This window comes from Aeromonas sp. ASNIH2 (assembly GCF_002934795.1).
In the GTDB taxonomy this organism is placed as follows: Bacteria; Pseudomonadota; Gammaproteobacteria; order Enterobacterales; family Aeromonadaceae; genus Aeromonas; species Aeromonas caviae.
Window position 1 is genome coordinate 4418107 of record NZ_CP026406.1, and the last position, 24122, is coordinate 4442228.

General features: G+C 61.8%; 20 protein-coding genes. 12 read left to right on the forward strand and 8 right to left on the reverse strand.

Annotation, left to right across the window (positions count from 1 at the left end; genetic code table 11):
- Window positions 1–49 precede the first annotated feature (49 nt).
- The 3 genes from C3F36_RS21040 to lolE are packed head-to-tail and all read left to right on the forward strand — an operon-like array spanning window position 50 to window position 3265.
- Entirely contained in the window at window positions 50–1285 is a 1236-nt protein-coding gene (locus C3F36_RS21040; protein ID WP_104455852.1) for a lipoprotein-releasing ABC transporter permease subunit, read from the forward strand.
- 40 nt (window positions 1286–1325) lie between these two features.
- Complete coding sequence (gene lolD / locus C3F36_RS21045; protein ID WP_010674567.1) at window positions 1326–2024, forward strand: lipoprotein-releasing ABC transporter ATP-binding protein LolD; 699 nt, start codon at window positions 1326–1328, stop codon at window positions 2022–2024.
- Window positions 2024–3265: a lipoprotein-releasing ABC transporter permease subunit LolE gene (gene lolE / locus C3F36_RS21050; RefSeq protein ID WP_039039045.1), complete on the forward strand. Its 1242-nt coding sequence runs from the start codon at window positions 2024–2026 to the stop codon at window positions 3263–3265. The genes lolD and lolE overlap by 1 nt, the downstream gene beginning before the upstream one ends.
- Before the next feature lie 128 nt (window positions 3266–3393).
- Here the strand turns inward: lolE and yfbR are convergent, their stop codons facing one another.
- Together yfbR and C3F36_RS21060 are read right to left on the reverse strand one after the other, a co-directional pair.
- Window positions 3394–3984 (reverse strand): 5'-deoxynucleotidase, encoded by a 591-nt coding sequence (gene yfbR, locus C3F36_RS21055; RefSeq protein ID WP_010674569.1) that lies wholly within the window; start codon window positions 3982–3984, stop codon window positions 3394–3396.
- Window positions 3985–4068: 84 nt separating this feature from the next.
- Window positions 4069–4503, reverse strand: coding sequence for a YccF domain-containing protein (locus tag C3F36_RS21060; protein WP_039039046.1), 435 nt, complete (start codon window positions 4501–4503; stop codon window positions 4069–4071).
- A 430-nt stretch (window positions 4504–4933) separates the two neighbouring features.
- On the opposite strand from C3F36_RS21060, the gene tig reads away from it, so the two are divergent.
- From tig to ppiD, 6 genes are all read left to right on the forward strand, one after another.
- Window positions 4934–6244: a trigger factor gene (tig, locus tag C3F36_RS21070; RefSeq protein ID WP_010674572.1), complete on the forward strand. Its 1311-nt coding sequence runs from the start codon at window positions 4934–4936 to the stop codon at window positions 6242–6244.
- An 86-nt stretch (window positions 6245–6330) separates the two neighbouring features.
- Window positions 6331–6954 carry an ATP-dependent Clp endopeptidase proteolytic subunit ClpP gene (clpP, locus tag C3F36_RS21075; protein ID WP_005324106.1) on the forward strand — a complete coding sequence of 208 codons (624 nt, stop codon included), beginning with the start codon at window positions 6331–6333 and terminating at the stop codon, window positions 6952–6954.
- 70 nt (window positions 6955–7024) lie between these two features.
- On the forward strand, window positions 7025–8299 hold the full coding sequence (gene clpX / locus C3F36_RS21080; protein WP_010674573.1) for an ATP-dependent protease ATP-binding subunit ClpX: 1275 nt from the start codon (window positions 7025–7027) through the stop codon (window positions 8297–8299).
- A gap of 139 nt (window positions 8300–8438) precedes the next feature.
- Entirely contained in the window at window positions 8439–10793 is a 2355-nt protein-coding gene (gene lon, locus C3F36_RS21085) for an endopeptidase La (RefSeq protein ID WP_104455853.1), read from the forward strand.
- A 240-nt stretch (window positions 10794–11033) separates the two neighbouring features.
- Complete coding sequence (gene hupB / locus C3F36_RS21090; protein ID WP_005315375.1) at window positions 11034–11306, forward strand: nucleoid-associated protein HU-beta; 273 nt, start codon at window positions 11034–11036, stop codon at window positions 11304–11306.
- 149 nt (window positions 11307–11455) lie between these two features.
- A complete protein-coding gene (ppiD, locus tag C3F36_RS21095; protein ID WP_199769628.1) occupies window positions 11456–13369 on the forward strand; it encodes a peptidylprolyl isomerase in 1914 nt (637 codons plus the stop codon).
- A 283-nt stretch (window positions 13370–13652) separates the two neighbouring features.
- On the opposite strand, the gene C3F36_RS21100 is transcribed toward ppiD, so the two are convergent.
- From C3F36_RS21100 to C3F36_RS21120, 5 genes are all read right to left on the reverse strand, one after another.
- A complete protein-coding gene (locus C3F36_RS21100) occupies window positions 13653–15245 on the reverse strand; it encodes an ABC-F family ATPase (protein WP_104455854.1) in 1593 nt (530 codons plus the stop codon).
- A gap of 210 nt (window positions 15246–15455) precedes the next feature.
- Window positions 15456–17111 carry a cation acetate symporter gene (locus C3F36_RS21105; protein WP_010674577.1) on the reverse strand — a complete coding sequence of 552 codons (1656 nt, stop codon included), beginning with the start codon at window positions 17109–17111 and terminating at the stop codon, window positions 15456–15458.
- A complete protein-coding gene (locus C3F36_RS21110) occupies window positions 17108–17419 on the reverse strand; it encodes a DUF485 domain-containing protein (protein WP_039039049.1) in 312 nt (103 codons plus the stop codon). The genes C3F36_RS21105 and C3F36_RS21110 overlap by 4 nt, the downstream gene beginning before the upstream one ends.
- Before the next feature lie 107 nt (window positions 17420–17526).
- Window positions 17527–18153 carry a 3'-5' exonuclease gene (locus C3F36_RS21115; protein ID WP_104455855.1) on the reverse strand — a complete coding sequence of 209 codons (627 nt, stop codon included), beginning with the start codon at window positions 18151–18153 and terminating at the stop codon, window positions 17527–17529.
- 2 nt (window positions 18154–18155) lie between these two features.
- The gene (locus C3F36_RS21120) at window positions 18156–19943 is read right to left on the reverse strand and encodes a putative nucleotidyltransferase substrate binding domain-containing protein (protein WP_104455856.1); all 1788 of its coding nucleotides are present in this window, start codon (window positions 19941–19943) and stop codon (window positions 18156–18158) included.
- A 157-nt stretch (window positions 19944–20100) separates the two neighbouring features.
- On the opposite strand from C3F36_RS21120, the gene C3F36_RS21125 reads away from it, so the two are divergent.
- Window positions 20101–20907 carry a crotonase/enoyl-CoA hydratase family protein gene (locus C3F36_RS21125; RefSeq protein WP_104455857.1) on the forward strand — a complete coding sequence of 269 codons (807 nt, stop codon included), beginning with the start codon at window positions 20101–20103 and terminating at the stop codon, window positions 20905–20907.
- A 67-nt stretch (window positions 20908–20974) separates the two neighbouring features.
- Here the strand turns inward: C3F36_RS21125 and C3F36_RS21130 are convergent, their stop codons facing one another.
- Window positions 20975–22474, reverse strand: a complete 1500-nt coding sequence (locus C3F36_RS21130; protein WP_010674582.1) for an alanine/glycine:cation symporter family protein — start codon at window positions 22472–22474, stop codon at window positions 20975–20977.
- 328 nt (window positions 22475–22802) lie between these two features.
- Here C3F36_RS21130 and C3F36_RS21135 point away from each other — a divergent pair, with 328 nt between their 5' ends.
- Together C3F36_RS21135 and C3F36_RS21140 are read left to right on the forward strand one after the other, a co-directional pair.
- Complete coding sequence (locus C3F36_RS21135) at window positions 22803–23216, forward strand: GNAT family N-acetyltransferase (protein ID WP_048208677.1); 414 nt, start codon at window positions 22803–22805, stop codon at window positions 23214–23216.
- Between the two features lie 18 nt (window positions 23217–23234).
- On the forward strand, window positions 23235–24044 hold the full coding sequence (locus tag C3F36_RS21140; protein WP_104455858.1) for a zinc-dependent peptidase: 810 nt from the start codon (window positions 23235–23237) through the stop codon (window positions 24042–24044).
- The last annotated feature ends 78 nt before the right edge of the window (window positions 24045–24122 follow it).

Here is a 24122-nt window from a genome sequence, read left to right on the forward strand (position 1 = left end):
GTTTCCCTTTATTATCCGGTATCTTATTTCGTTGGCAACGTAGATATCCTTGAAGACCGGACTTTTTCAGCCACTGTCGCTGGCCATCGGCCTGCGTTATGCAGGCTCGCGACGCAGTAACCGCTTCGTCTCCTTTATCTCCCTGTTCTCCACCTTTGGCATCGCCATCGGGGTCGCCGCCCTGATGGTGGTGATCTCGGTGATGAACGGGTTCGAAGGCCAGCTCAAGGGACGCATCCTCGGGGTGATCCCCCATGTGGTGGTGACCAATCAGGCCGGACGCATCGAGGCCGAGCCCGAAGGTCTGCCCGATCTGGCCCGCCTGCCCCACGTGGTGGCCACGGCCCCCATGCTCGACAGCGAAGGCATGCTGCAAAGCCCCGGTCAGCTCACCGGTGTGAGCGTGCAGGGGATTGATCCCGCCCGCTGGCCCAAGGATGACATCCTGCACGCCCAGATGCTGGGAGGGCGCCTTGACAGCCTGCAGGTCGGTGAATACCACATCGTGCTGGGGCAGGGGGTGGCCAGCCGCCTCAAGGTCTCCATCGGCGACCAGGTGCGTCTCATCCTGACCGAAGGTACCCGCTTTACCCCCTTTGGCCGGGTGCCGGCCCAGCGTCTTTTCACCGTCTCCGGCATCTTCGGGGTCGGCGCTGACGTGGACAGCCAGGTGGCCCTGATTGCCCTGGGGGATGCCCAGCGCATGCTGCGCCTGCCCACAGACAAGGTGGGCGGCATCCGCCTCTGGCTGGACGATCCCTTCGCCGCCGACGAGGTGGTGAAGACCGCGTTGCCAGACGGGCTGGAGTGGCAGGACTGGCGCCGCGAGCGCGGCGAGCTGTTCCAGGCGGTGGCCATGGAAAAACGGATGATGGGGCTGATGCTGGTGCTGATCATCGCGGTTGCCACCTTCAACATCCTCTCCGCCCTGGTGATGGTGGTCACCGACAAGGAAGGGGAGGTGGCCATCCTGCGTACCATGGGCATGAGCGAATCCGGCATCGTCAAGATCTTCATGGTGCTGGGGGCATCGAGCGGCGTCATCGGCGCCCTGTTCGGTGGGCTGGCGGGGCTGGCGCTCTGCTTTGGCCTCAATCCTCTGCTCAATGCCCTTGGGCTCAACCTCTATATGGCGGCGGGGGGCAGCGGTCTGCCGGTCATCGTCGAGCCGGCCCAGGTCATGACGATCCTGCTGGGTGCAGTGCTGCTGAGTTTCAGTGCCACCCTCTACCCGGCCACCCGCGCGGCCCGGGTCAAACCGGCGGAGGCGCTGCGTTATGAATAATTCATCTTCTGTTGTTACTGGTGCAAGTGGAGCCCCCGTTATGAATCAATCCGTCTCCTGCGAGCCGCTGCTGCGCTGCCAGGCCCTCAACCATGTCTACAAAGAGGGCAATCTGGAGACCCAGGTACTCAAGGGGATCGAGCTGGACGTCGCCCCCGGGGAGATGCTGGCGGTGGTGGGGAGCTCGGGCTCCGGCAAGACCACCCTGCTGCACCTGATGGGGGCGCTGGACAACCCTTCCAGCGGCGCCGTGTTGTTCAAGGGGCAGGACATCCATGGCTGGGACAGCCGCACCCAGGCGAGGTTTCGCAACCAGGAGCTGGGTTTCGTTTACCAGTTCCACCACCTGCTCTCGGAATTCAGCGCACTGGAAAATGCGGCCATGCCGCTGCTGATCGCCGGTGAGTCGGTGGCCAGCGCCACCGAGAAGGCGAGCAAGATGCTGGGGCGGGTGGGGCTCTCCCACCGTCTCAACCACAGACCGTCCGAGCTCTCCGGTGGCGAGCGCCAGCGGGTGGCCATCGCCCGTGCCCTGGTCAACGAACCCAGCCTGGTGCTGGCGGACGAGCCCACCGGCAACCTGGATCATGCCAGCGCCACCGCCGTCTATGAGCTCTTGTGCGAGCTCAATCGCGAGCTTGGCACCGCGTTCGTGGTGGTGACCCATGACTTGAGCCTGGCCGCCAAGCTCCACCGCCGGGTCACCCTGGTGAGCGGCATCATGGCGGAGGTCGCCTGATGTTCAAGCCGCTGCCCCTGTTCCTGGGCCTGCGTTACAGCCGCTCCCGCCGTCGCAACGGTTTCATCGCCTTTATCTCGGCCTCCTCCCTCATCGGGATCGCCCTCGGGGTGATGGCCCTCATTCTTGGCCTCTCCGCCATGAACGGGTTCGAGCGGGAGCTCAAGAACCGGGTGCTCTCCGTGGTCCCCCACGGCGAGCTCATCGGCATGGAAGCGCCGCTGCCTGACTGGCCGAGGCTCAGGGACTACTTGCTGGCCCAGCCCGGGGTGGAGGCGGCTGCGCCCGTCATTCGCCTGGACGGCCTGCTGGAGCACGGCTCCGCCCTCAAGGGGGTCCAGCTGCGTGCGGTGCTGCCGGAGCTGGAAGCCAATCTCTCCGATGCGGGCAACTTCATGACGGGGCGGGGCCTTCGCGAGCTGCAGGCGGGTGAACACGGGGTCATCCTCGGCAAGATCATCGCCGACAAGCTCGGGGTCAAGACAGGGGACACCGTCACCCTGCTGCTGCCCCAGGCGGGGGATGCCGCCGGCATCAAGAACCCGAAACGGGAGGCGCTCACCGTGGTGGGGCTGCTCGAGATCGGCGGCCAGCTCGACGGCCTGCTCGGCTTCATGCACCTGGCGGACGCCCAGGCCATCACCGGCATGGGCAGCGCGGTGGAGGGGTTCAGCCTCAAGGTGAGCGACGTGCTCAAGGCCCAGTCCATCACGGTGGCGGCGGCCCAGAAATTCCCGCACTACGTCTATATCAGTAGCTGGATGAGCCGTCAGGGCTATCTCTATCAGGACATCCAGATGGTGCGCACCGTGATGTACGTGGTGATGCTGATGGTGGTGGCGGTGGCCTGCTTCAACATCGTCTCCACCCTGGTGATGGCGGTGAACGAGAAACGCAGCGAGATCGCCATCTTGAAGACCATGGGGGCGAGCCCGGGCCAGATCCGGCTTACCTTCGTCATCCAGGGGATGGTGAACGGGGTGGCGGGAGCCTTGCTAGGCGCCCTGCTGGGCGGCCTGCTCTCCAGCAAGCTGACCCAGATCCTGAGCGCCATCGAAGGGGTGATCGGGCACCGTTTCCTCAATCCCGACATCTACTTCATCGACTTCCTGCCGACCGAGCTGCACATGCAGGACTTGCTCATCGTGACCGGCGCCGCCATCCTGATGAGCCTGGTGGCGACCCTCTATCCCGCCTGGCGGGCGAGCGGCCTGGTGCCGTCCCGGGAACTGGGGCATTGATGCCCATGGATGTGATAAAGGGCCCTGCGGGGCCCTTTTTATTGTCACTCTTTTGTGGGAAACCCCGAAGTGGCGGTTATCGGGGTAATACGCAGGAGGAGATGATGCCCGGTGCCGTGTTGATGGCGTCAATGGGCATTCAACTCATCGAGAGGCAGTGAAAAACTCCCCACGAAGACATCGATGAAGTAGCGCATGGCGGGGTTCATCCTGGCGTCCAGCATCTGCTCGAGGCGCTTTCGCGCGGGCTCGAACTCCCGGTTGCCGACGCTCAGCTCCTCCAGACACTTGGTGTAGGCACAGAGGGTGTCTGCATCCTTCACCAGGCTGGTGAGGGCCTCGTCCTGGGCGCCGGAGTCGAGCAGGGGGCGAAAGTCCTCTACCAGCTCAGGCGGCAACATGCCCAGCAGGCGCTGCTCGGCGGCAAGCTCAATCTTCTTGTATTCGCGGGCGATTTCGGGATTGAAGTACTTGACCGGGGTGGGCAGATCCCCGGTCAGCACCTCACTGCTGTCGTGGTAGAGGGCCATGACGGCGGCCCGGTCGGCATCCACCTGGGCGCCGAACAGGCGATTGCTGATCAGGCCGAGGGCGTGGGCCACCATGGCGACCTGCAAGCTGTGCTCGGCGATGTTTTCGGGCTGGATGTTGCGCATCAGGGGCCAGCGGTAGATGAGGCGCATACGGGCGAGGTTGGCAAAAAAATGGCTGGGCAGCATGGAAGACCTCGAATGGGGCAATGAAAAAGGGCAGACCCTAGTCTGCCCTTTTTTCCACCCGCAAGGATAGCCTGAGATGGGCCGTCAGCGGATGTAGCGGCCCGATTCGGCCTCGTGGTTGGTCACTATCATCTGGCCGATGGGGGCCAGGCTGATGAGGGCCAGCTTGAGGTGCTGGATGCCGAACGGGATGCCGACGATGGTGACGAAACAGGCCAGCGCCGAGGCGATGTGGCCGATGGCCAGCCAGACCCCGATGAGCACAAACCAGAGAATGTTGCCAATCAGCCCCAGGGCGCCGGTGCCGATGTCGCTCTGGCCCGTCATGCTCTTGCGGCTCACCGCCTGCTTGCCAAACGGGAAGAAGGTGAAAGTGCCGATGACGAAGCAGGCGCGTCCCCAGGGGATCCCGATGAGGGAGACGAAGCAGAGCAGCCCCGCCAGCCACCAGGCCAGCCCCATGAAGACGCCTCCCAGCACGAACCAGAGCAGATTGAACAAGAAGCGGAAAAAGGACATGTGGGTGACTCCAGCAGCACGTAAATTGGTTGTCACCATAGCGAGCCCGGCCGGGGGACGCAATGGCACAGGCGAGAAGGTGGACAATTTGGGTCGCAGCACGCCATTTTTGTGCCCGATTGGCGGCGGATGGCGATCAAAATGGCCCGTTCGCCGTGAAAAAGAGTGAGCCAGTGCAAATTATTGCGGATGGAATGCTTGAACTCGGTGCAAGGCTTCCCCATATAGGAGAAAGTCTTGCGCAAATTGTGCTGTCTGTGCCCCGGATGGGGGATGTGCGGCTCGACGCGACCACTGCACGCCGCTATAATGTCGCGTCATATTTTCTCATCACAAAGACAGTCGTTGTCTTTATAAACAGGAAGACTCCGGGCTTGCCCGGGGGCAATAAAGGGTCAGCACGCAGTGCTGAGTTGAACGAGGTAAAAGAATGCAAGTTTCTGTAGAGACAACCCAGGGTCTGGAACGCCGTCTTACCATCACTGTACCGGCCGCTACCGTTGACGCCGCCGTGCGCAAAGAATTGAATGGCCTGGCCAAAACCCGTCGCATCGACGGTTTCCGTCCTGGCAAGGCTCCGGTTGCCATCATCAAGAAGATGTTCGGTGCCATGGCTCACGCCCGCGTTGCCGATGAAATGATGCAGAACAACTTCATCAAGGCCATCATCGAGAACAAACTGAGCCCGGCTGGCGCCCCGACCATGGATCCGAAAGAGATCAAAGAAGGTCAGGATTTCGAATTCACCGCCACTTTCGAAGTGTATCCGGAGTTCGAAGTTGCCGGTCTGGAAAGCATCAAGGTCGAGAAGCCGGTTGCCACCGTGAAGGACAGCGACCTGGAAAACATGATCGACACCCTGCGCAAGCAGCACGCCACCTGGACTGAAGCCGCTGTGGCTGCCGCCAACGGCATGCGTGTGACCATGGACTTCGTCGGTTCCATCGACGGTGAAGAGTTCGACGGTGGCAAGGCTGAAGGCTTCACCCTGGAACTGGGCGCTGGCCGCATGATCCCGGGCTTCGAAGACGCCATCCTGGGCAAGAAAGCGGGCGACGAGTTCACCATCGAGGTGACTTTCCCGGCTGACTACCACGCCGAAGCCCTGAAGGGCAAGGCTGCCAAGTTTGCCTCCAAGCTGCACAAGGTTGAAGAGCAAGTGCTGCCCGAGCTGACCGAAGAGTTCGTCAAGCGTTTCGGCATCGAGAGCGGCAGCGTTGAAGAGCTGAAGGCAGAAGTGCGCAAGAACATGGAGCGCGAACTGGCCCAGGCCCTGAAAAACAGCGTGAAAGAGCAGGTACTGAACGGCCTGGTTGAAGCCAACCAGATCGATCTGCCGAAGGCTGCTGTTGCCCAGGAAATCGACACCCTGCGTCAGCAGGCTCTGCAGCGCTTCGGTGGCTTCCAGGGCGGCAACGCCCCCGAGCTGCCGGCCGAGCTGTTCCAGGCCCAGGCCGAGCGCCGTGTCCGCGTTGGTCTGCTGCTGGGTGACGTCATCCGCACCAACGAGATCAAGGCTGACGACGCCCGTGTGACCAGCATCATCGAGTCCATGGCCACTGCCTACGAAGATCCGAAAGAAGTGATCGAGTACTATCAGCAGAACGAGCAGATGCTGAACGGCGTGCGCAACCTGGCCATTGAAGATCAAGCCATCGATCTGATCCTGTCCAAGGCGCAAGTCACCGAGAAAGAAGTTGCCTTCGACGAAGTGATCAACAAGTCCGGTGCCGCTGCCTAAGAACATTTGACTTAAGGTCAAAACTGTTAAGTATAATGGCTCGTGTGATCTCCACTCGGGCCATTTTATTTTAGGGACAATGCCTTATGTACAAGAACTATAACGATGTGACTGAATCCCCACGCAATGCGCTCATCCCGATGGTGGTAGAGCAAACCGCGAAAGGGGAGCGTTCCTACGACATCTATTCCCGTCTGCTGAAAGAGCGGGTGATCTTCCTGACCGGTCAGGTCGAGGATCACATGGCGAACCTAGTGGTGGCCCAACTGCTGTTCCTGGAGTCCGAGAACCCGGATCAGGACATCAGCATTTACATCAATTCGCCGGGTGGCGCCGTCACTGCGGGTATGTCCATCTATGACACCATGCAGTTCATCAAGCCGGACGTGAGCACCGTCTGCATGGGGCAGGCCTGCTCCATGGGGGCCTTCCTGCTGGCCGGTGGCGCCAAGGGCAAGCGTTTCTGCCTGCCCAATGCCCGAGTGATGATCCACCAGCCGCTGGGCGGCTTCCAGGGGCAGGCTTCTGACATCCAGATCCATGCCCAGGAGATCCTGAAAATCAAGAATACCCTGAACGATCGTCTGGCGTTCCATACCGGTCAGGACATGGCCACCATCGAGCGCGACACCGACCGTGACAACTTCATGTCCGCCGAGCAGGCCGTTGCCTATGGTCTGGTTGACGGCATCCTGAGCCAGCGCGGCTGAGCAGGGTACCCCGTCCTGTTGTAAACTCAACAGGACGATCCATCCTCTATTGATAAAACGAGGTCGCTGAATGACAGAGAAACGCAAGGGTGAGGGCGACAAGCTGCTGTATTGCTCTTTCTGCGGCAAAAGCCAGCATGAAGTGCGCAAGCTGATCGCTGGCCCTTCCGTCTACGTATGTGATGAGTGTGTCGAGCTATGCAACGACATCATCCGCGAAGAGATCCGCGAGATCTCTCCCAAGCGCGATGGTAGCGAGCTGCCGACCCCTCATGAAATCCGCGCCCATCTGGACGACTACGTGATCGGTCAGGAGTACGCCAAGAAGGTGCTGGCAGTGGCTGTCTACAACCACTACAAGCGTCTTCGCAGCGGCAGCGAGTCCGGTGGCGTGGAGCTGGGCAAATCCAACATCCTGCTGATTGGCCCCACCGGCAGCGGCAAGACTCTGCTGGCCGAGACCCTGGCTCGTCTGCTGGATGTGCCCTTCACCATGGCCGATGCTACCACCCTGACCGAAGCCGGTTACGTGGGCGAGGACGTGGAGAACATCATCCAGAAGTTGCTGCAAAAGTGCGACTACGACGTGGAGAAGGCCCAGCGTGGCATCGTCTACATCGACGAGATCGACAAGATCTCCCGCAAGTCGGACAACCCCTCCATCACCCGCGACGTGTCCGGGGAAGGGGTGCAGCAGGCCCTGCTGAAACTGATCGAAGGCACCATCGCCTCCGTGCCGCCCCAGGGCGGTCGCAAGCACCCGCAGCAGGAGTTTTTGCAGGTCGACACCTCCAAGATCCTTTTCATCTGTGGTGGTGCCTTCGCGGGGCTGGACAAGGTGATCGAGCAGCGTTCCGTCAAGGGCACCGGCATCGGTTTTGGCGCCGAGGTGAAATCCAAGAATGCCAAGGCAACCCTGAGCGAGAACTTTGCCAAGGTGGAGCCGGAAGATCTGATCAAATACGGTCTCATCCCCGAGTTCATCGGTCGTCTGCCGGTGGTCGCGACCCTGACCGAGCTTGACGAGGCTGCCCTCATCCAGATCCTGAAAGAGCCGAAGAACGCGCTGACCAAGCAGTATGCTGCGCTGTTTGCCCTGGAAGAGGTGGAGCTGGAGTTTCGTGACGACGCGCTCAATGCCATTGCCCGCAAGGCCATGGAGCGCAAAACCGGTGCCCGGGGTCTGCGTTCCATTGTCGAGGCCGTACTGCTCGACACCATGTATGACCTGCCCTCCCTGAAAGGGGTCAGCAAGGTGGTGATCGACGAGACGGTGATCAAGGGAGACTCCGCGCCCCTGATGATCTACGACAATCCCGAGACTCAGGCCGCAGCCTCAGAGTAACTGTCTGATTTTTAATCACATAAAGGGGCTTTTTGCCCCTTTCATGCTTTTTACGGCCAAGGCGATTGAATCTCATCTTTGCGCCCCCATATACTCAGCCAAGCCTTTGCCAACGGTATAACAAGCCGAGAGGACATATATGAACCTAGAGCGTTCAGAACGCATCGAGATTCCCGTCCTGCCTCTTCGTGACGTGGTGGTCTATCCCCACATGGTCATTCCACTCTTTGTGGGGCGGGAAAAATCCATTCGCTGTCTGGAAGCGGCCATGGAGAAGGACAAGAAAGTCCTGCTGGTGGCCCAGAAGGATGCGTCGACTGACGAACCGACGGTGGAGGAAATTTTCTCCGTCGGGACAGTGGCCAATATTCTGCAGATGCTCAAGCTGCCGGACGGCACCGTCAAGGTGCTGGTGGAGGGGGGCCAGCGTGCCCGCCTTGAGCGGATGATCGACGATCGCGACTTCTTTGTCGGGGAGGCCCAGTACATCGCGTCCGCCCCCATCGAGGAGAAGGATCAGGACGTGCTGGTGCGCTCTGCCATCGGCCAGTTCGAAGGTTACATCAAGCTCAACAAGAAGATCCCGCCCGAGGTACTCACCTCGATTTCGGCGATTGACGATGCGGCGCGCCTGGCCGATACCATGGCTGCCCACATGCCGCTCAAGCTCGAAGACAAGCAGAAGGTGCTGGAAATCGCCTCCGTGTCCGAGCGCATCGAGTTTCTGATGGCCATGATGGAGTCGGAGATCGACCTGTTGCAGGTCGAGAAACGCATCCGCTCTCGGGTCAAGAAGCAGATGGAGAAGAGCCAGCGGGAGTATTACCTCAACGAGCAGATGAAGGCCATCCAGAAAGAGCTGGGTGAGCTGGAAGACAGCCCGGATGAATTCGAAGCCCTCAATCGCAAGATTGAAGAGGCCGGGATGCCGGAGGATGCCCGCGAGAAGGCCCAGGCCGAGCTCGCCAAGCTCAAGATGATGTCCCCCATGTCGGCGGAAGCCACCGTGGTGCGCAGCTATGTGGACTGGATGGTGCAGGTGCCCTGGAAGGCCCGCTCCAAGGTCAAGAAAGACCTAGGCAAGGCCCAGGAGGTGCTGGATGCGGATCACTATGGCCTGGACAAGGTCAAGGATCGCATCCTCGAATACCTGGCAGTGCAGGCGCGTGTGAACAAGCTCAAGGGCCCCATCCTCTGCCTGGTCGGGCCTCCCGGGGTGGGCAAGACTTCCCTGGGCCAGTCCATCGCCAAGGCCACCGGCCGCAAGTATGTGCGCATGGCCCTGGGTGGGGTGCGTGACGAGGCGGAGATCCGTGGTCACCGCCGTACCTACATCGGCTCCATGCCCGGCAAGCTCATCCAGAAGATGGCGAAAGTCGGCGTGAAGAACCCGCTGTTCCTGCTCGACGAAATCGACAAGATGAGCTCGGACATGCGTGGCGATCCCGCTTCCGCCCTGCTGGAGGTGCTGGATCCCGAGCAGAACAGCAGCTTCAACGATCACTATCTGGAAGTGGATTATGACCTGTCGGACGTGATGTTCGTGGCCACCTCCAACTCCATGAACATCCCGGGTCCGCTGCTGGACCGGATGGAAGTGATCCGTCTGTCCGGTTACACCGAGGACGAGAAGCTCAACATTGCCAAGCAGCACCTGGTGGCCAAGCAGATCCAGCGCAACGGCCTGAAGCCTTCCGAGATCACCATCGAGGATTCGGCGCTGATCGGGGTGATTCGCTACTACACCCGCGAGGCGGGTGTGCGCAGCCTGGAGCGTGAAATCTCCAAAATCTGTCGCAAGGCAGTCAAACGCATCCTGCTGGACAAAAGCATCAAGCATGTTCAGGTCAACCAGGAGAACCTCAAGGAGTTCCTGGGGGTACAGCGCTTTGACTATGGCAAGGCCACCGACCAGAACCAGATTGGTCAGGTGTGCGGGCTGGCGTGGACCGAAGTGGGGGGCGATCTGCTCACCATCGAGACCACCAACATGCCAGGCAAGGGCAAGCTCACTTACACCGGTTCCCTCGGTGACGTGATGCAGGAGTCCATCCAGGCGGCCATGACAGTGGTGCGTGCCCGCGCCGAGAAGCTGCGTATCAACGGCGACTTCTACGAGAAGCGCGACATCCACGTGCACGTGCCGGAAGGGGCGACCCCGAAAGACGGCCCGAGCGCCGGTATCGCCATGTGTACCGCCTTGGTCTCCAGCCTCACCGGCAACCCGGTGCGCGCCGACGTAGCCATGACGGGTGAAATCACCCTGCGTGGCGAGGTGTTGCCCATCGGTGGTCTCAAGGAAAAACTGCTGGCGGCCCACCGTGGTGGCATCAAGCGTGTGCTGATCCCGAAAGAGAACGAACGTGACCTCGAGGAGATCCCGGCCAACGTCAAACAAGATCTTGAAATCTATCCGGTTCGCTGGATTGATGAGGTGCTTGCACTGGCGTTGCAGGACAATCCGCAAGGTTTCGAACGCGTTTCTGTCGTGTAAATGTTGATGCGCCGCAAATTTGGCGCATTCGGGGGGTGGTTAAGGCTTGCATGCACCGGACAACGGAAGTAGCCTTGACCACCGATCGGGTACTCATGATGAGTCGCAATGCGTGATGTGGCGCGGGTTTGCGCCAGATTGTCACTTGCAACTGATCAGGAGGCTTGTTATAAAACCTCCACTTGTTGTGGCCAGGGAAATCAGCGCCGCAGCGATGTTCGATAAAAGGGGAATATAAGAGTGAATAAATCTCAACTGATTGACAAGATTGCAGACGGTGCTGATATCTCCAAAGCTGCCGCTGGTCGTGCGCTGGATGCCTTCATCGATGCCGTGGGCGAAGCCCTGAAAGAGGGTGACCAGGTTGCTCTGGTTGGTTTCGGTACTTTCGCCGTTCGCGAGCGTGCAGCCCGTTCCGGCCGCAACCCGCAAACTGGTGCGACCATCGAAATCGCTGCCGGTAAAGTTCCTGCCTTCAAAGCCGGCAAGGCCCTGAAAGACGCGGTCAACTAAGCCGGTCGCTGATATCTATCGGCACCGTCCTTGGTCTCTGACCAGACAAGTGAGAGGGCTCTCCCTCATACTGCTTGACCAAGGCGCATCGCAATCGGTGCGCCTTTTCATTATTTACGCCCATCGAGTTCGGGAGCATAAGTACAAACATGATGTTGGATAAACTACGCGAAGGGGCGCAGGGCAAGGTAGCCAAGGTTATCTTGGGCCTGATCATCCTCTCCTTTGCCTTGGCCGGCGTAGGCAGCTACCTCAATGGCCCGGCACGTACCGCCCCCGCCACCGTCAACGGCAATGACATCAGTGCCCCCGCACTGGAGAATGCCTACCGCAATGAGCGGGCCCGCATGGAATCCCAAATGGGTGAGGCCTTCAACCAGCTGGCCGCCAATCCCGATTACATGAAACAGTTCCGCCGTGGCGTGCTGGACCGTCTGATCGATCAGGCGCTGATCGATGACAAGGCCCGCTCCCTGGGTCTGCGCGTCAGCGATGAGCAGATCAAGCAGGCCATCGTCGCCATGCCCGAGTTTGCCGAAAACGGCAAGTTCAGCAATGACCGCTACCTGCAGCTCATTCGCCGAGCCGGCATGACCCCCGAGATGTTCCGCGACTCCCTGCGCCAGGACATGGTGCGCCAGCAATTGATGGGCGCCGTGCTGGGATCGGAGTTCGCCCTCAAGGGTGAAGCCGAGCAACTGGATCGTCTCTACAACCAGACCCGTGACCTGCGCCTGATCCGTCTGGCCGCTTCCGCCTATGTGGACGGGATCGAGGTGAGCGATGCCGAGGTAGAGCAGTTCTACAAGGCCAACAGCGCTCGCTTCATGAACGACGAGACGGTCAAGGTCGACTATCTACTGCTCGATGCCGCGAACCTTGGCAAGAACATCAAGGTCACCGAGCAAGATGCCCAGGATTACTACGACCAGCATCAGGATCTGTTCCAGCGTCCCGAGCGCCGTCAGGTGGCGCACATCCTGATCCCGTTTGGCAAGGATGAAAAGGCCGCCGAGCAGAAAGCCGAGGCCGTGCTGGCCAAGGCCAAGGCGGGTGACGATTTCGCCGCGCTGGCCAAGGCCGACTCCTCCGATACCTTCTCTGCGAAGAAGGGCGGGGAGCTCGACTGGTTCGAGAAAGGGGTGATGGATCCTGCCTTCGAGAAAGCCGCGTTCGCGCTGGCCAAGGCCGGCGATCTCTCCGCCGTGGTGAAGAGCCCGTTCGGCTTCCACATCATCAAGCTGCTGGGAGTCGAGCCTGCCAAGACCAAGCCCTTCGTGGACGTGATGAGCGATACCATCGCCCGTCTGCAATCTGAGAAGGCCAAGGAGCAGTTCTTCGCCGAACAGCAGAAGATGGCCGACAGCAGCTTCGAGAACCCGGACTCCCTGGACTTGACCGCCGAAGCCATGGGCCTCCAGGTGCAGTCCACCGGCTATTTCAGCCAGGCCGATGCGCCGGCACCGCTCAATGATCCCAAGGTGCTCTCCGTGGCGTTCTCCGAACAGCTGCGCGATGACAATACCAACTCCGACGTGATCGAGCTGGCCGACGGCAAGGCGCTGGTGCTGCACATCATGGGTCACCAGCCGAAGGCGGCCAAGCCGCTTGCCGAGGTGAAAGAGCAGGTGATCACCGCCATCAAGCACGACAAGGCCAGTGAAGTGGCCCGTGGCAAGGCCCAGGGTCTGCTGGACAAGCTCAAGGCCGGTGAGAACGTTCAGGCCGACCTGACCGCGCTGGGTCTGAGAGTGGATACCCATACCGGCGTATCCCGTTTCGCCCAGGAGATGGATCAGAACCTGGTGACCCAGGCGTTCCGCATGCCCCATCCGACCGATGGCAAGCCGAGCGTCGAGCTGGTGACCGAAGCCAACGGTGATCGTGTGGTGGTGGCGCTGGACAAGGTCAACGTCATCAAGGAGCCGTCCCAGATGGTGAGCCTGCTGCAAGGTCAGCTGGGTCAGGGCAAGGCACAGGCCGACTACAAGTCGCTGATCGACGAGCTGCGCAAGGCGGCCAAGATCGAATACTTCACCGACGTGGAAGCCACTGTCGAGTAAGTCAGCCTCACGGCCCCAAGTGTGAAAACGGCTCCATGATGGAGCCGTTTTTTTGTGCCATCAACAGCCCGGCAGAGCGGGCGGGCGCAGGAGGGAAGGGGCCAGGCACGGGCTTGTGCTACCTATCCTGGCTGGGGATGAACGGGACAGGTGTATGACAGCGCGCTGTACTCTTGCTCTCCTTATCCCCAATCCTTCTCTTGCTGTGGGGCGTGATAAAGGAGGCATAAAAAAACCGGCGCACGAGGCGCCGGTTCTGATCGCTTTGCTTGAAGGCGGGGGATTACACCACACCCTGGGTGCGCAGGTAATCCTCGTAGGTGCCGCCGAAGTCGCGGATGCCGTCTTCGGTCAGCTCCAGGATGCGGGTCGCCAGGGAGGAGACGAACTCGCGGTCGTGGGAGACGAAGATCAGGGTGCCCTTGTACATCTCCAGCGCCAGGTTCAAGGATTCGATGGATTCCATGTCCAGGTGGTTGGTCGGTTCATCCATGAACAGGATGTTGGGGCGCTGCATCATCAGCTTGCCGAACAGCATCCGGCCCTGTTCACCACCGGAAAGCACCTTGACCGGCTTCTTGATGTCGTCCTGGGAGAAGAGCAGACGGCCCAGCACGGAGCGCACCGCCTGCTCGTCTTCGTTCTCCTGCTTCCATTGGGCCATCCAGTCGAACACATTGAGATCGGTGTCGAAATCTTCGGCGTGATCCTGGGCGTAGTAGCCGATCTGGGCGTTCTCGGACCACTTGATGGTGCCGGTATCCGGTGCCAGGGCACCGACCAGCGTCTTGATCAGGGTGGACTTACCGATCCCGTTGGTACCCAGGATGGCGACCTTCTCGCCCACTTCCAACATCATGTTGAGCCCCTTGAACAGGGGACCGTCGCCATAACCCTTGGAGACGCCTTCGATCTCCAGGATGTTGCGGTAGAGCTTCTTGTCCTGCTCGAAGCGGATGAAGGGGTTCTGACGGCTGGAGACCTTCACTTCCTCAATCTTGATCTTGTCGATCTGCTTGAGGCGGGAGGTAGCCTGGCTGGACTTGGAGGCGTTGGCGCTGAAGCGGGAGACGAAGGATTGCAGATCGGCGATCTGGGCCTTCTTCTTGGCGTTGTCGGCCAGCAGGCGCTCGCGGGCCTGGGTGGCAGCCAGCATGTACTCGTCGTAGTTGCCCGGGTAGACCCGCAGCTCGCCGTAGTCCAGATCCGCCATGTGGGTGCAGACGGAGTTCAGGAAGTGACGGTCGTGAGAGATGATGATCATGGTGCTTTCACGATCGTTGAGCACCTGCTCCAGCCAGCGAATGGTGTTGATGTCCAGGTTGTTGGTCGGTTCGTCCAGCAACAGGATGTCGGGGTTGGAGAAGAGCGCCTGCGCCAGCAGTACCCGCAGTTTCCAGCCCGGGGCCACTTCGCTCATCGGACCGTTGTGCTGCTCGATGGGAATACCGGCACCCAGCAGCAGCTCGCCTGCGCGGGATTCGGCGGTGTAGCCATCATACTCGGCGACCAGGCCTTCCAATTCGGCGGCCTTCATGTAGTCGTCGTCGGTGGCCTCCAGGTTGGCGTAGATGGCATCGCGCTCGGCGATGGCGGCCCACAGCTCGGTGTGGCCCATCATGACCACGTCCAGTACGCGCATCTCTTCGTAGGCGAACTGATCCTGGCGCAGCTTACCGATGCGCTCGTTGACATCCAGGCTCACATTGCCGCCGGTGGGTTCGAGATCGCCGCCGAGGATCTTCATGAAGGTGGACTTGCCACAGCCGTTGGCACCGATGAGGCCGTAGCGGTTGCCGCCGCCAAACTTGACGCTGATGTTCTCAAACAGCGGCTTGGCGCCGAACTGCATGGTGATGTTGTTGCTTGAAAGCACTGGAATGTCCCGGTTGGTCTGTCAAATGGCGCGCATTATGGCACAGATCCCCCGAAAGTTTTAGCAGGAACTGTGATCTGGCCCCATTGCAGGGGGGAAGGTTTCACGACCAGGCCGGCAACGGGCTCCGGCCTCTCTTGCAGAGGGGAGGCGAGGGGGCTGTCATGAAAAAAGCCGGCACTGGGCCGGCTTGGATGCGTGGGATGCCACTTAGTGGGCGGAGGCGCCGGAGGCACCGAGCCCGGTCTGGGAGCGGACGAACTGCGGGAAGAACTTGGCATGCTCGTCGGAGGCTGCCTGGGACTTGTCGGTGACCGAGAAGAACCAGATCCCGATGAAGGCCAGCCCCATGGAGAAGAGCGCCGGGTATTCGTAGGGGAAGATGGCCTGGGCATGACCCAGCACCTTCACCCAGACGGTGGGGCCCAGGATCATCAGGGTCACGGCGCTGATGAGACCGAGCCAGCCGCCATAGACGGCGCCACGGGTGGTCAGGCGGGACCAGAACATGGAGAGGAAGAGCACCGGGAAGTTGCAGCTCGCCGCAATGGAGAACGCCAGGCCCACCATGAAGGCGATGTTCTGCTTCTCGAACAGGATGCCAAGGCCGATGGCGACCACACCCAGCACCAGGGTGGTCATCTTGGAGACGCGCAGCTCGTCGGCCTCGTTGGCCTTGCCTTCCTTGATGACGCAGGCATAGAGGTCGTGAGAGACCGCGGAGGCCCCCGCCAGGGTCAGCCCGGCCACGACAGCCAGTATGGTGGCAAACGCCACGGCGGAGATGAAGCCCAGGAACAGGCTGCCGCCCACTGCATCGGCCAGATGGACCGCCGCCATGTTGGTGCCCCCCAGCAGGGCGCCGGTGGCGTCCTTGAAGTCCGGGTTGGTGCTGACCAGCAGGATGGCGCCAAAGCCGATGATGAAGGTGAGGATGTAGAAGTAGCCGATGAAGCCGGTGGCGTAGAACACCGATTTACGGGCTTCCTTGGCATCGCTCACGGTGAAGAAGCGCATCAGGATGTGGGGCAGACCGGCGGTACCGAACATCAGGGCCAGCCCAAGGGAGATGGCGGAGATGGGGTCGGCGACCAGGCCGCCCGGGCTCATGATGGCCGCACCATTGGCATGCACCTTGACCGCTTCGCTGAACAGGGTACCGACGTCGAAGTTGACGGACTTCATCACCATGATGGCCATGAAGGAGGCACCGGAGAGCAGCATCACCGCCTTGATGATCTGTACCCAGGTGGTGGCCAGCATGCCGCCGAACAGCACGTAGAGCACCATCAGGATGCCGACCAGCACCACGGCCACGTGGTATTGGAGGCCGAACAGCAGCTCGATGAGCTTGCCGGCACCGACCATCTGGGCGATGAGGTAGAGGGCGACCACCACCAGGGAGCCGCTGGCGGAGAGGCTGCGCACCGAGGTCTGCTTGAGGCGGTAGGAGGCCACGTCGGCAAAGGTGTACTTGCCGAGGTTGCGCAGCCGCTCCGCGATCAGGAACAGGATGATGGGCCAGCCCACCAGGAAGCCGATGGAGTAGATGAGACCGTCGTAGCCCGAGGTGTAGACCAGGGCGGAGATGCCGAGGAAGGAGGCGGCGGACATGTAGTCACCGGCGATGGCCAGACCATTCTGGAAGCCGGTGATGCGCCCGCCGGCGGCGTAGTAGTCGGAGGCCGAGCGGTTGCGCTTGGAGGCCCAGTAGGTGATGAACAGGGTCGCGGCCACGAAGATCACGAACATCACGATGGCCGAGATATTGAGGGGTTGGCGTTGCACCTCGCCGCTGATGGCGTCGGCCGCCAGCAAGGGGGTGGAGATCAGACCTGCCAGCGGCAGCAGAAACTTGCCTTTCATGATTGCGCTCCCTTGAGGATCTTCTGGTTCAGCTCGTCGAACTCGCCGTTGGCACGAAATACGTAGATACCGGTCAGCACGAAGGCCGATACGATGAGACCAATCCCGACCGGGATGCCACGGGTGATGCTGGAGCCTTCGCTCAAGGGGGTGCCAAGCCAGCCCGGTGCAAAGGCGATGAGCAGGATGAACGCCAGGTAGAGCCCCAGCATCAGGATGGAGAGGGTCCAGGCAAAACGCTGGCGTTTGGCGACCAGTGCCTGGAAGTTGGGATCTTGCTGGATCCGAAGATACGGTTGCTGTTCCATTGCAGTTCTCCATGACAGTGAATGTCAGCGGTGGATGAGGGGTTCCCTACCGGACAGCACGGCTGTCCATGTAAGCGAAATGTGAATTAAATGTTATTGCCGAACAATTAGACTTTGGGATAAGCCAGGGGGCCGCCCTGATGCAGGCGTACAAAGACAAGGGCGGCGGTGACGGCATCGCTCAGGGCGTCGTGGGGGGGCAGGGCTGGCAGCGCCAGATGGCGACAGATCGCGGCCAGGTGCAGATCGATGGCGGCATCGGGATAGCGGCGATAGAGGTGATCGTGATAGAGGCGGCTCACCTCGATGCCGCGCTGGGGCAGGGTGAGCCCCCACAGCCGTTGGCAGGCGAGGTTGAGAATGCGCAGGTCATAGGCGATGTGATACCCCACCAGCTCACGGGGGCCGATGAACTCCAGCAGCGCGCGCAGCGCGGGCTCCAGTGCCATGCCCTGTTGCAGATCCTGATGGCGCAGGCCGTGGATCACCACTGACCCGGCGCTCAGGCTGGCGGGAGCCTGGACTCGGATGGCAAGGGCATCGCCCGTCTCTATCCGGTTGCCCCGGATACGCACCGCCCCGATGGAGACGATCTCCGCCAGCGCCGGATCCAGGCTGGTGGTCTCGAAGTCCAGCGCCACCCACTCGTCGCCAGCAGGGCGGGCAAAGAGCGGGGCAAACACCCCCTCCCGAAACGTCCTGCCAAGCCAGCGGCGGCGCCAGTGCATCCACATCGCTATTGCCTAAGACGAAAGTGCAAGGTGAGCCATTGCTGGAACTTCTTCACCTGGTGCAGGGCATGGCGCAGCAGATCCCGCTCTGCGGGGCCGAGGTCTGCCACCCGCACCCGTCCGTCTCCCTCCTGCAACTGGCTGCGCAGCCGAAGCCGCATGAACAGCCGGAAGGCCTCCGCCAGATTGGTGCCATAGTCCCGGCTGAGGCGTCCTTGGCCCACCAGGGCCTCGATGCGCCCCGTGGTCGAGGTCTCCAGGATCCCCGCCTCCAGGGAGAGCACCCGGACGCCGTGGACAAGGGGGAAGAGGCCGCCCCGCTTGAGATCCAGCCCCTCGGGGGCTTGCTCCAGCCTGCCAAAGAGGGTGAGGGGGGCGTGAAAGGCGACGGCGGCCCTTGCCATCTCCGCCAGCAGATCCGGCCGGTCGGCGAGGCAGGCCCGCAGGTGGCGGGCGACGGGGGCGAGCCGGGCGCGATCTCCCGTGATGGCCTGGGCATCGGCCAGGGTGGCGAGCCAGAGCAGATCCGCTTCGCTGGCGCGCACACAGACCTGCTCTATCCCTTGCAGCCAGCCGCCAAGCGGCTTCACCCAGGCCGGGTTGTTGACCATCACCCTGCCCGGGCAAGGGGGATAACCCAGGCGCGCCAGCAGGGCGCTGAAGGCGGCCAGATCCGCCGACTGGGTGGGCCACGGCAGGCCATCCGGCAGGATCAGGGCATTGTCCTGATCGGTTTTCTGGATCTGCTCGCCACGCCCCTCCGACCCCAGCATCAGCAGGCACACCTGCTCTTGCTGCGCCGCGGGGATCACCAGGGAAAAGGCCTTGGCGATCAACTGCTCGTTGATGGTGGCGATGAGCTTCATCAGGAACAGGGTGTGGATCCCCTGGGCAAACAGGGAGCGAATGAGCTGCTGCTGCTCCCGGGCGACCGCCTCGAGGGCGGCCGGGGAGTCGGCGCGGGCGATGCGCAGGGTCAACACATGGGAGTGGGTGGAGAAGAGCCCGAGCACCTGGGTCAAATGCAGGATGCCTGCCACCTCCTGCCCCTGCCAGATGACCAGGCGCTTGATGCGGTGGCGGGTCATCAGCAGCAGGGCATCGAACAGATAGCTCCCCAGTGGCAGACCCGTCAGCGGGGTGGGGGTCAGCACCGCCAGCGGCGCACTGAGCGGCAATCCCTTGAGGGTGAGGGCGTGGAGCAGGGTCTTGCGGGTGGCCAGGCTCAGGCTGCCGTCTGCTCCGGGATAGAGCAGGCAGTCGGTGCCCCTGGCCACCATGGCCTCGGTGGCGGCCAGGAGCGAGAGGCTGCTTTCCACGATGAGCGGCGCCTGCAGATGGTCGGGAGCGATGCGGGTCAGGATGAACTCCGCCAGGTTCTGCTGCCCGAGCTGGCTGCGCCGCTCCTGCTCCCGCTGGCGCTCCGCCAGGGTGGCGGTGAAGTAGCGGGCGATATGGGGGTGCTCGTCGCACAGGGCCAGAAAGACGGGGCGGGGAATGAGCTGGCAGAGGGTATCTTCCAGGGCGGCGAAACGGTGGCGGCAGTGCCCGTCAAACTGGGCACGGACGTCGAACATGTCCCCCTCGCCATAGTCGCCAAAGGATTGATGGGGGGCAGACTCTTCCACGGCCCCCTTGATGATGAGGTAGAGCCCGGCGGGCTCCTCCTCGGCGTGCTGCACCGTCTGGCCCGCGCGAAAGTAGCAGATGCTGAGGTGCTGACCGAGCCGCTGGCGTGCCTCCTCGTCCAGGCCGTCGAACGGTGGACGGGCAAAATTGAACAGAAGTGACATGAGAGGCTCCACCGTGACCATGGGGCCAGTCTGACAAAGGCTCCACCACCGGGCCAGCCGACTTTAGTCGCAGGCCCGGGGCTGCCTCCCTGTACCTGCCCATAACACTCTGGTAACGTTGTGGTATGACCAGTTGAATCAAAGGACGAAGACGGAGATGGAAAAGCCAAGGGTCAAATGGGTGTTTCAGGAGGGGATCGCCGAGGTGATGCTCTGCCGGGGGGACAAGCTCAACGCGCTGGATCGGGCCATGTTCGATGCCATCGACGAGACGCTGAACGCGGTATCCCGGCAAAAAGGGCTGCAGGCCGTGATCCTGCATGGGGAGGGGCGGGCGTTCTGCGCCGGGCTGGATGTGAAATCCATGCTGAGGCAGCCGGTGGCGGCGCTGGAGATCCTCAAGCGCGAGGCGGACGAGGCGACCAACCTGGCCCAGCGGGTGGCCTATGGCTGGCATCAACTGCCGGTGCCCGTGATTGCGGTGACCCAGGGGGTCTGTTTTGGCGGCGGTCTGCAGATAGCGCTCGGCGCCGATTTTCGCTTCAGCACCCCGGATTGCCGCTTCTCGGTGATGGAGATCAAGTGGGGCATCATCCCCGACATGAGTGGCAGCGTCACCCTGCGCAACCTGATGGGGATGGATACCGCCATGGAGCTTGCCATGAGCGGGCGCGAGCTGGAAGCCAGCGAAGCCAAGTCCCTCGGCCTGGTGAGCCGGGTGTGCGCGGATCCCCTGGAAGAGGCGCGGGCCTTTGCCCGGACCCTGATCACCAAGTCGCCGGATGCGCTGGCGGGGATCAAGCAGCTCTACACCCAGGCCTGGGCTTGCAGTGACGAGACCATGCTCAAGGAAGAGACCCGGTTGCAGAGGCAGATCCTGGGGCGCCCCAACCAGTGGCGGGCGACCCTCAACAGCCTGTTTCGCTGGCGCCTGCCGTTCGGACCCCGCCGCAACGCGCTCTGAACCCCTCACCCATCCAACACAAATGAAAATGGCAGCCGAAGCTGCCATTTTGCATTGTGCCGTCTGATTACTTGGCAACGGTATCCGGGTCCGCCTCGAAGGGGTGGCCGGTTTGCTCGCGCATCAGGTTTACTTCGGCGCGGTTTTCAATCCAGTAGTCCGCGTTCTTGATGCCGAGCTTTTCCGGGTGGAACACGGGATCCAGACCCTTGGCCAGCTGTGCCTCGTAGTCTTTCAGACAGGCGAAAGCCGGCTTTTGCAGCATCAGGATGGCACCGATGTTGAGCCAGGCCATCAGGCCGACCCCGATGTCACCCAGGCCCCAGGCCAGATCGGCGGTCTTGACGGTGCCGTAGACGGTGGCAGCCATCAGCGCAATCTTCAGCAGGAAGGTGAGCCAGGGGCGGTTAATCTTGCGGTTGACAAAAGCGATGTTGGTTTCGGCGATGTAGTAGTAGGCCACGATGGTGGTGAAGGCGAAGAAGAACAGGGCGATGGCGACGAAGTAGTTGCCAAAGCCTGGCATCATGCTCTCCATGGCGGTCTGCACATAGCCGGGGCCTGCCGCGATGCCTGCGATGCCGGTGTAGAGGGCGGCACCGTCCGGACCCTGCACGTTGTACAGGCCGGTGATGAGCAGCATGAAGCCGGTGGCGGAGCAGACGAACAGGGTGTCGATGTAGACGGAGAACGCCTGCACCAGGCCCTGCTTGGCCGGGTGGCTCACCGCCGCGGCGGAGGAGGCGTGGGGGCCAGTCCCCTGGGCGGCTTCGTTGGAGTAGACCCCGCGCTTGACACCCCACATGATGGCCAGACCCAGAATGGCGCCGAAACCGGCTTCCATCCCGAAGGCACTCTTCCAGATGAGCAGGATCACGCCCGGCAGTTGGCCGATGTTGAGGGCGATGATGACGCAGGCAACGATGATGTAACCCAGCGCCATGAAGGGCACCACGGTACTGGCGAAGTTGGCGATGCGCTTGACGCCGCCGAAGATGATGAAACCGAGCAGCAGCGCCAGACCGGCGGCGGTCACGTTGGGGTCGATGGCAAAGGCGGTCTGCAGGCTGGAGCCGATGGAGTTCGCCTGTACGCCCGGCAGCAGCACGCCGCAGGCGAAGATGGTGGCGATGGCGAAGGTCCAGGCGTACCACTTCATGCCCAGGCCCTTCTCGATGTAGAAGGCCGGACCGCCGCGATATTCACCGTTGATCTTCTCCTTGTAGACCTGGCCCAGGGTGGACTCCACGAAGGCGGAGCTGGCGCCGAGGAAGGCGACCATCCACATCCAGAACAGGGCGCCCGGGCCGCCGAAGGTGATGGCAGTGGCCACACCGGCGATGTTGCCGGTACCGACGCGACCGGCCAGGGTCATGGAGAGTGCCTGGAAGGAGGAGACACCGGCATCGTTGCCCTTGCCCTGAAACATCAGGCGTATCATGCCTTTCAAGTGACGCAGTTGCAGGAAACGGCTGCGCAGGGAGAAGTAGAGGCCCACCCCCAGACACAGATAGATGAGCGCAGGGCTCCAAATCACGCCATTGATGGCATTGACGATCTCATTCATGTACAACAACTCCTTTGTTGCGCTGTCTTGGCGAGGTCTGTGCCTCGCTGCCCTAACATTGAAATATATGGTGACCAAGGGGGTCACTCAGGATTGTGCGGGACTTTCGACTGGTTAGTCCGCGGGATTTAACATATCGGTTTGTTCAGGGCCTTCCTAGTGAAAAGTGTTGTGACTTTGTTAATTTGTGAATTGACATTAACAAATGGTGAATGGAACTGGACAAGATTCGGTACATACCCATCATCTGCCGCTTTGCCATGCCCAGAGGGCTGATTGAGGTAATGCAAATAGGAGGCCAGGAGTGGCAACAAGGGAAAACAGATACATCATTCGCCTCGCCGGGGAGGAAGATGGGGCCGGATTGACGGGGTTGTTTGCCCAGCTGGGCTACCCCAACCCTGACGGGGCGGTCAGCGCCAGGCTGGCCCAGCCCGATCCGGCGCGGGAGGTACTGGTGGCCCTGTGCGAGGGGATCCCGGTGGGGGTGCTGGTGTGGCACCACTTGCAACCCATGCACCTTGCACCAGCCTGGGGCCTGATCTCGGCGCTGGTTGTCGATGAGGGTGCAAGGGGCGGGGGCATCGGGGCCCTGCTGCTGGCGGCGGCTGAGCAGCGGGCGGCAGCCCTGGGGTGCGGCCAGCTGGAGCTCTCCAGCAGCCTCAAGCGCGAAGGGGCGCACCGATTTTATCTGGCGCAAGGGTATTGCGAGCGTCCGAAACGTTTTGTGAAAGCTGTCTGATTGGCAAGAGGAGTCTGTGTGTTCTGGTCCAGGTTGAAAGAGGTATTGGGTGGTGCATCTCCCCGGGAGCCCCGTCTCCCCGAAGAGCAGGAGTGGCGCGAGGCGCTGGCGGCGGTGCCCATCTTGCAGGGGCTTGAAGAAGAAGAGGCGCAGAGGCTGATGGAGCTGGCGCGCCATTTTCTCTCGCGCAAGACCCTCACCCAGATCGGGGTGGAACTGACGCCCCGCCAGCAGGGGGTGCTGGCCCTGCAGGCAGTGCTGCCCATCCTGCACCTGGGGTTCGATTGGTATCGAGGTTTCCACGAGGTGATCATCATCCCCGAGCCCGTGACCCGTCGTCAGGAGGTGCAGGACGAGTTCGGGCTGGTGAGCCAATTTGAAGAGGAGAACGCCGGTGAATCCTGGCCCCAGGGGCCGCTGGTGCTGGCCTGGAGCGAATTGCAGCAGGACGGGGACTGGGACGGATTCAACCTGGTGATCCATGAGCTTGCCCACAAGCTCGACATGCTGGGAGGGGATGCGGACGGTGCACCGCCCCTGCCGCGGGGCATGGATCCCCAGCAATGGACCCGGGCGCTGCAAGGTGCGTTTGACGAGATGAACGATCAGTTGACCAGAGAGGAGGTGACCGAGATAGACCCCTACGCCGCCTCGCACCGCGCCGAATTCTTCGCGGTGTGCAGCGAGAGCTTCTTCACCGATCCGTTGCGTCTGCGCGCCGTCTACCCTGCGGTCTATGACCAGTTCGCCCGCTTCTACGGCCAGGATCCCGCCGCCCGCTACCCGGCCACCCGGTTGCTGGCGGGAGATCCCGGAGCGCAGGGCTGACCGGCACTGTGTCCGGGCGGCAGAAACACAAAAGGCACCCGAGGGTGCCTTTTTCGTGACAGCGATGTCGCCGGGTGC